The following is a 9,656-nucleotide window of genomic DNA, read 5'->3' on the forward strand; positions in this document are numbered from 1 at the left end:
GCAACAAACTGTGGAATAAAGGAAATTTTATCAGTAAACTTACCAATAGTTCCTGCATTTTCTGAAATTATTGCATTAACTTCTCCCCATTCTCTTCTTTCATCGTTGTAATCTATTCCGACTCTTTTTACTTCTACATCTCTTGTCTTTTCATCAGATTTAGATATATCACGATTTACACCAACTGTGCCTTGATTAGTAACTATAGTTCCATTTCCGATAGTTGCTCTGCTTACTTTTTCAACTTCACTTCCTGCAAATCCTGCTCCACCATCGTTTTCATATCTTTCAGCAATTCTTCCTTGTCTATAAATATCTCTTCTTGTGATATTTGCATTTGCATCCAGTGCCAAGAAATTATCCTTGCTTACAATATCACGTGCTTCAATTTCATTAGCTTTTACAATTAGGTTCCCTTTGTCAATGCCGTTTTCCTCGTTTGCAATTTTTGCTCCTGCTATTGTCAGCTTATTGCCTACTTCAACATTTACACTGTTTCTTCCAATTAATGAAGTCTGTTCATTTACCCAGTTTTTATCCCTTCCTGTGTAATTTACACCACCGCCATAGGATTTATTTTCTCCTGTTACATTTCCAACACTTGCATTTATTCCTATCTGTCTCATTTTTTCGTAATCCTGTAGGCTTTCAACTTCAAGATTATTTTTAACAGCCACATTTAAGTTATTTGCTGAAATATTTGCACCCCTTATTGTTCCATTATCAATCTGAATATTTAAGTTATTAGCTGCATCTATTTTTGCGTTGTTATATGTGTATCCTTCTGTTTTACCTCTGTTATAATATCCTGATACTGATAAATTTGATCCTAGAGTATCTATTTCTCCTGATATTCCATAAGCCTTGTTTTGATTAGTTATATCTGATTTTGAAGCCTGAATATCAAGATTCTTTGTTTGAATATTAATATCGTTATATGATTTTATATCAGTTCCTCTAATTCCCACTTTTTCAGTTCCTCTGATATTAATATTATTTCCTGCTGTCAGTCCTGTTCTTTCAATTGTTCCTTCATTTCCGCTGCTTGAAGTTCTGTCCATAGAAGCTTTAAGATAAATCCCAGCCTTTCCGCTTCCTTCTGTTGGCCCGGCAAATAAGTCATTAAACCCATTTATTGCTTTTTCTCTGCCGTGAAAAGCTCCTAAAAGATCATCTCCCTTAGCTAATTTTCTTATAGGGGTAACAAGATCCTCAAGATGTCCTAATCTTTCTAGCCCTTTATAATAATTTTTGAAAGATTCAACTGTCTTAGGTATGTTATTAAAGTTCATATCCACTCCAAATGAAACCCTTGTCTCCTTGCTCTCATTCGTATATTCAACCCTTCCTTCAGAGTCCGCAATAAATATGTTCTTGGAGTCAAGGTTGATGTCCTGTCCGCTTGCCGCATCCCCTTCAAAGTAGATGTTTTCTCCACTTTTAAGAGTGATATTTCCATTTGCAACTAATGTGCTTTCATCAGGTCTTATCTGTCTTGTCGCTGAAGCATCAGATTTTGATTTTGCTTCTATTCCTGCTTCAAACGATAAGTTATGGCCTGTTGCAAAAAATCCTACCTTTGTCTCATTTTTCTTATTTTCACTGCTGTAGACTTCATTTCTTGACTTAACAATAATTCCGTTCTTGGCATCCACATTTATATCCTGTCCCGCATCAAAGTCTGAACCAAGAATTCCAACATTTTCTCCCTTGACAACTATGTCCTTTCCAGCCTTTATTACGCTTTCCTTGTTTGTGATATTCTGATTCTTTTCACTTTCGGAACTGCCTTTGTAAAGATGTCCTCCCCTGAACATTCCGCCCTTAGACTTGGAAGAACTTTCCCCATATTTTTCATCAAGTCCTGTAACTACAACGTTTCCTCCAGCTACCAGTCCTATACTTTCTGTTGACTGCAGCTCACTTGCACCAATTAAGGTATCCTTTCCTGATTTTACAACAATATTTCCACCATTTGCAGAAAGGTGTGATGAATTTTGAATAACTTGTGCCATTCCATTAGCTCTTCCCTTGTTTCCTACATTAAGCGAACCTATACTTTTTGTCTTTGATGTTGTTGAACTGCTTGACTGTGAAGTTGTATCGCTTAAAATGTTCACATTATCTCCTGCAGTTACCAATATGTTTCCACCATTTCCAGATTCATCTTTTCTTGCCATTATATCTGAGGCGATGACGTTTGTATCTTTCTTGGAGTCCAGCACAACATTGTTTCCAAAGATCCGAGAGCCTTGATTACTTTCAGTGTAGGCACTGTTAGTCTTTGTTTCAGTGCTTATAAATCCTGAATTGACACGTTTTGATTCTATAGATTCGCTATTAACGACATTTGTAATATTAATATTTTGTGCATTAATATTTACATTTCCAAGCGAAGCCACCTGGCTTCCTGAAATATTTGTATCTTTTCCTGACGTTATCATAACTCCATCAGTTCCGTTTACAGCTGACTGCAGATGGTTTACAAATCCATAGCTTCCATAATTGTCATTGTTTCTGCCAAATTTCTGTTCACCAGTTAATTTTAAAGCATTGATATTTACATTTTCACTGGCATCTATTCTTACTGTGTTTCCAGCAGTTACAGCCCCTTCTGAAGTATAATTTTTTCCTTGAATATATGCTGGCCCATTTTTAGAAGATATTTCAGCTACGGATACAACATCAGTAAATCTTGTTCTGTCCAGTTCCCCGTTGTTATACCCGACTTCCCTGGTTGTCGTTCTGTTAATTACATCTCCATTTTGAGAAACCACAGAAACTAAGTCCCTTCCACTTATCAGTCCGCCAATATTTTCAATATTTCCAACTGCATTTACGTAAGTCTGGTCACCTGAAATTTCTGAAAGTAAATTTGTTGCAGTTTCATTTCTTACAGTATTGGCCTTAACAACTGTCATTCCACCATTACCATATTTCGTACCATTATTGACAAAATTATTAGTTTCAATATATGTTCCATTAATTCCGCCAACTCTATTTCTAGTGTCGTCACTAATTGATGAACGTGTATTTTTACTTAAATAAACTTGTGGAGCAAGAACTTCAATACCATTCACTTCCTTAGTTACATACCATACAATATCCTTATTCAGGTTATTTATCTGTTCCTGAGTCAGTTCCTGCCCTACTGTAAGCCCAAGCCTTGCACCTTCAGTTGCGGCATTGTCTATCATTGACTTGACTAATTCCTGATTAGATTTTCCATTTATGAATGCAGTTCCCAGCTTTTCAGCTAATGATCTAGTTAATAACTGGTTTTCATAATATGCATCCCCAAGCCGTCTTGTCCTGTCCCATATTTCGGAGTATCCAACTCTTGAAGTGAAGTAGTCGCTTCCAAAATACTGTCCCAGGTTTATATATCTGCTTCTAGTTTCCATCAGGTATCTTGATGACGGATTCATATTTGCTGTAAACATTGCACTTGCCAGTATTGGATTGACACTTATGATACCAGTATTCTTAATATCCTTAATTCCAGAATTGTTACCTGCAATCTGAACAGCCCTGTCAAAAGTATTATTTATTGGATTATTTAAACCTGTGCTCCCATTAACCTGTGAATTTCCGTTAAAGCTGCTGTTTACTTTAGATAGCAAGGTATTTCCTGCTGCCTGAACCTGCCCGTTGGCAGAACTTGTCCCTTTATTCATTCCAACTGAAGTTGAAGACAATAAAGTTCTTCCTATTGCTCCGCCATTATTCAATACTTTACCATTTCCTGCTTCGATAGGGTTTTGTATAATATTCGGAGCACTTACGATAACCTGCTGTCCTTCAATTACGCTTGGCTGTCCTGATTCATAGCCAATATCTCCTGCAGTCAGTTCCCTGTGGAAATAAGCCACCATTTTTACTCTAGGTCTTTTTCTTTTCTTATATCGTTTTATCTCTAATTCTAATTTTTCTGTACCTTTTTGTAACTGTACAGGACTACCTGTCGTTACTGAATTTTCAAAATTAGTTGCAGTAATATTGACTAAGCCTCCACCTGAAATTATGCTGTCCCTATTTTTAAAATTACCAGAATTTATTGTAATATTTCCGCTTGCTAAAACCTTACCATATTCAGTTGTAGCTCTACTCTCTATTTTTCCTCTTAATGCAACTTCTGGATGTCTTGCGGATTCACTTTCAAGTTTCTGGTATCCGTTATTTAATGCCCTTCTGGCATCATTTTGATATTTTGTCAATAACAATGAATTTCCACCAGTATCTCTTATGAAAGTTTCAAGCCACTCTCTCTGTTCGCTACGTGCTTTTCTCCCACGACTTCCATTAGAACTCTTATCCCAGTCATCTCCATGATGATAAATCCATCCATTCAGAACTTCAGCTTCGGACAACCTTCTGCCGTCCCAAGTTTCATAATACTTTTCATAATTCCCTAAATTAGAAACCCTACCAATATTCTGAAAATCACTTGAAGTAATCGTAATATTTCCTGTTGACTGGATTGTAGCCACATTGTTCGTAATCCTTGCGGCATTAAGATCCATGTTTCCGCCAAGTATTTCGGCCTCGTCATTCATTATCTCGTTTGCCTTGACGATAAGTGTCTGCCCTCCATAGATGGCTTTTCCCTTGTTGTTCTGAACCTTACCTTGTGCGTTCATTTCAAGATAGTTCTCAAATGCGATTAAATCGTTATTTGTGATATTTCTTCCTGAAATCTTTCCGTTATTTCCAGTAATCATGCTGTTGTTGACTACTTCCCCACGGCCATTTACGACAACTGTATCGGAAGCAAGCTCCCTGTTGTTCGTAAAGTCATTTGAGTTAATCTCAATTAATCCTGTTCCAGTAGTGTTCCCATTGTTTGTAATGTTGTTCCCTGAAATCTTAAGCCTCTGCTGTCCGTGAAGATTCCCCGTAAGGTTAATATCCTGGTTAATGCCAAGCTCAACATTGTTCCCCTTGATTGTTCCAGTATTATCAAATCTTTGAGCATTTCTCATCAGTATTTCGCCTGACAGAATTTCTCCAGTATTTGTAATCGCTGAATTGTCAAGCAGAACTCTATTATTTGAGGCAATCTTTCCGTTATTAGTAACAGTGGCATTTGCAGCATTTATGTTATTGACTGCCGTAATTTCCTTAGTATTTATCAATGTATTCGTAGTCAAGTCAACATCATTTCCTGAATAGATGAATCCATCATTTCTAGCATTAACTACATTAGCTTTGATGTTTTCTCCATTTATCTTTCCTAAGTTTGTAAATTCAGCTCCTGCAACATCAATTCCCTTACCGTCAACCGTTCCGCTGTTCACAAGCGAGCTTGTTGCCTTAATATCTCCATTCGTAGCAAATGTTCCAGAATTATCAATTCTTTCTCCAGTTATACCTTTTCCAGCCGCAATTTTGCTGGAACTAGTGGCATTTTTTATATTCTTGGCATCAATTGTACCATTGGCAAGCATCTTTCCTGAATTGTCAATGTTTCCACTCGAAATCTTACCAATTGCCGTAATGTCCCCGCTGTTTGTAACGTCATCTGTCTTAAGGTTCATACCCTCAATTTTTCCGGTATTTTTAAGATTATTAACTTCTAAATTCTTGACATAGATATTTCCATTATTTTCAGTATTCTTCCCTGTCAGGTCATCATTTGCCGTAATTCTTCCATCATTCTTAATGTTTCCTGCAACTGATATGTTCTTGGAAGTTTCAACAGTCCCGCTGTTCTCCAGTCTTCCAGAAACTGTAATTTTTCTGTTTGCCCTTACATTCCCTGACGTTACCAGGTCATCAGATGAAACTGTCCCAACAGCCGTTATATCCTTAGCATTCTTAACATTTTTAGCATTCAGGTTACCATTTGCAACAATCACTCCGTCATTGCTTAAGTTATCAACTTTCACATTTCTTGAAGCAATCGTCCCCGAAGTAACTGTGTCCTTACCGGTTAAATCTCCGTTTGAAGCAATTCTTCCAGTATTTCTTATATTTCCAGACACCTTCACATCTTCAGCAGTTTCAATTGTCCCATCATTTTCAAGTTTTCCTGAAACTGTGATTGTCTTATTAGCTTTTACAGTTCCCAGAGTTTTCATATCATCACTTGAAATTGTTCCGACTGCCGCAATATCTCCAGTATTCGTTACTTTCTTAGCCGTAATATTTTCCCCTGCGGTAACCTTTCCGTCATTCTTCAAGTCATCAACATTTACATTTCTTGAAGAGATAACTCCAGCTGAAACAGTATTCCTACCGCTTAAATTACCGCCTGCAAGTATTTTTCCAGTATTGTTAATATCTCCTGAAACAGCTACATTCTTTGAAGTTTCGACTGTCCCGTCATTATCAAATTTCCCATTGACTGAAAGATCCTCATTGGTTCTTAAAGCTCCTGAAGATTTCAGGCTGCCAGCTGAAATTTTACCGACAACAGTAATATCCCCTGTACTTGAAACCTTCTTAGCTGTCAAGTCCTTATTGGCTGTAATTTTTCCATCATTTTTAAGGTTCCCAGTTCTTAAGTTATTTGAGACTACAGTTCCAGAAGTGTCCATATTCTTTGAAGTAAAGTCCCCGTTAGTAAGGATTTCCCCTGAATTCAATACGTTCCCTGCAACTGATATGTCCTTTGAAGCCCCGACTGTTCCACTGTTGTCAAGAAGCCCGTCAATGTCAAGTGTTTCATTAGTCTGAACCTTTCCTGAAGTAACAAGGCTACTTCCTGAAATTCTACCTGATGTTAAAATCTCCCCAGTATTTTTCACATCTTTTGCAATTAATTCACCATTTGTGCTTATTTTCCCATCATTAGTCAGGTTATCCACTCTTAGATTCTTGGCCGCAATCGTCCCTGATGTTACCGTATTTTTAGCCAATAAATCCTCATTTGTCAGTATTTTACCTGTACTTCCTATATTTCCTGAGACTGAAATACGCTTAACAGAAGTCAATGCTCCTGTGTTATCAAATTTTCCATTAATATTTGTAATTCCTGAAACCTGTATATTTCCAGAATTATCCAAGTTTTTTACATTAAAGTTTCCTCCGGAAAGAACTGTTGCAAGAGAGTTTTTAAAATCTTTTGCCGTTATATTTCCTGAAGCATTAATATTTCCTGAATTTACCATGTCAAGCGTATTCAGGTTTCCTCCTGTGTATATGTTGGACTTGTTCTCAACGTTCCCATTAAGATTGATGTCCCCGTTTGCCTGAGTTTCCCCTGACAATTTTATTTTAGACGCATTAATATTAATCCCCTTGTCAGAACTTGCAAGCTCACTTTGAGCATATTCAGTCCCGTTTATTTCAATTCCGTTACCCTTTATCTTGGCTACATTGATTTTCCCGTCAGCCGTAATCTCAAGCTTTGTGTCCCTTGAATAGATAAGTCCATTGGAGTTTACCCCTGCCCCCTTGTCCGTGCTGACTATCTTTATTTGGCCTGCATACATTGATCCAAGATTGCTTGCGTCAATTGCAACTGAATTTATTCCATTTTTAGAAGTTACAGTTCCGTTAGAGTCAACAGTATTTTCCCCCAAAGTTACATCAACCCTGTTCCCAACAAGATTGCCCTGTAATTCCATAGCCTTTGCAATAACGTTTACATAATCGGTATTAGTCGCATCAAAGCCATTAGCTCCAATGACAACTCTTCCCTTTTCGACATCAATTCCAATTACATCTCCGTCCTTTAACTTCACTCTTCCAGTTGTTGGAATAAAGTTTTTAATGTTAATTGTCCCTGCACCGTTTAAATATATTCCATTTTCATTGCTTAAGATTACGTTTACTTTCTGCCTGCTGAGAGCCTCGATATATCCCTCAATCTGAGAACGGTTTGCCCCATTAACCTGAAGCAGGATAAGATTGGCGGCCTGATTCGGCCCAAGATTTGGATTTGCATTGATAATTCCTGCGAGATGGCTTCTGCCGATGTTGTCGGCATTGTTAAGAACCTGCCCCTCACGTCCCACATTGTACTCTAAAAACTCGTTAATACTTACACCACGGCCATTCGGAGTGGAAATATTAACGACAGGCACGCCATTCTGGGATCTGTCAAGGCTTGTGTTGTACCTTGAATTAGGATCAACCTGAAGTCCATCAGCAAGAATGTTAAAGCTAAATACGTTTAAAAGTAATGCCGCAGTTAATTTACGTAATATCTTACTTTTTCCTCTCATTTTTTCATCTCCTTTCGATATTTTTAACCAATTGAAAAAATTTTAATTAAAATTACTATTTCTATTTTGAATTATTATCTAAAAACTTACTTTCAAGGAACCGCTAAAATACATTTCCTGCTTCTTAGGACTTAAATACTCCGAATGTGCCATAGGCTTTGCATATCCAAAGTCAAAATCAAACATTTTTGTATCAAACCTGATCCCAGCTGTCATCCCAGTTACATATCCAGTCCTGCACCTGCTGTGGATAAGATTTGCGGCCTGATTTGGCCCAAGATTTGGATTTGCGTTGATGATTCCTGCGAGATGGCTTCTGCCGATGTTGTCGGCATTGTTAAGAACCTGCCCCTCACGTCCCACATTGTACTCTAAAAACTCGTTAATACTTACACCACGGCCATTCGGAGTGGAAATATTAACGACAGGCACGCCATTCTGAGCCCTGTCAAGGCTTGTGTTGTACCTTGAATTAGGATCAACCTGAAGTCCGTCGGCAAGAATGTTGAAGCTGAATACGTTCAGTAATAAAGCCGCAGTTAATTTACGTAATATCTTACTTTTTCCTCTCATTTTTTCATCTCCTTTCGATATTTTTACCAATTGAAAAAGTCTAAAATTCTTATTAATTGCAATTTGAAATTTTGTATTATTTTTTTTACTAATTGAAAATATTTTAATTAAAATTATTATTTTTATTTTGAGTTATTATCTAAAAACTTACTTTCAAGGAACCACTAAAATACATTTCCTGCTTCTTAGGGCTTAAATACTCTGAATGTGCCATAGGCTTTGCATATCCAAAGTCAAAATCAAATATTTTTGTATCAAACCTGATTCCAGCCGTCATCCCAGTTACATATCCAGTCCTGTATTTAGATTTATCCCTGTTGTACTTTGCAGCCCCGTATCCATAATTAACATATGGAGAAACAACCGCAAATTTCTTAACTGGAATATTATATGCCAGCTCATTGCTGATTTCTATAGCCTTATCTCCCTGAATAGATTCTCTTGTATGATAGCCTCCAACACTTCCGACTCCGCCTATTGTCTGTCTTTCACTTCCATAAAGCACATCATTTGAATAGCTTCCATAAACATTTGCTCTATATACAAATTTATTTGTTATCGGCTTGTAGTAGCTAAGGTTTACATCATATTTATGAAACTGTGCCTTTGGGGTAGTTTCTATCTTCCCGTTATCCCTTTCAGCATTAAATATTTTAAGTCCTCTCTCATACCCAACAGAACTTCCAAAAATTCCTCCAAAAAGTGAAGTAGTAGTATTAAGACTTACTGTACCAACAGCAAGTTTTCTGTCAGACAATACAGATTTTTCAAGATAGCTCTGATTATGTTTTCTTTTAATCCCTAAATCAAGAGTAACCTTGCTTTTCTGATTCCTGAACAATATTTTTTCTAAATCAGCAGACAATGTATGACTGTTTGAATACATATCGTATACTGTATTTGCCGAATAGA

General features: G+C 37.0%; 2 protein-coding genes and 1 pseudogene. All 3 read right to left on the reverse strand.

Features of this window, described 5'->3' with window-relative positions; translation table 11 throughout:
* Positions 1-8,171: two-partner secretion domain-containing protein (locus K324_RS0107190; RefSeq protein WP_026748571.1), on the reverse strand; the 8,171-nt coding region annotated here is incomplete at its 3' end.
* Positions 8,172-8,420: 249 nt separating this feature from the next.
* Positions 8,421-8,744: pseudogene (locus K324_RS0107195) on the reverse strand (two-partner secretion domain-containing protein); the annotation flags it as partial.
* A gap of 139 nt (positions 8,745-8,883) precedes the next feature.
* The coding region (locus K324_RS0107200) for a ShlB/FhaC/HecB family hemolysin secretion/activation protein (protein WP_036095313.1) at positions 8,884-9,656 on the reverse strand (773 nt) is incomplete at its 5' end.

The organism is Leptotrichia trevisanii DSM 22070, from assembly GCF_000482505.1.
Lineage (GTDB): Bacteria > Fusobacteriota > Fusobacteriia > Fusobacteriales > Leptotrichiaceae > Leptotrichia > Leptotrichia trevisanii.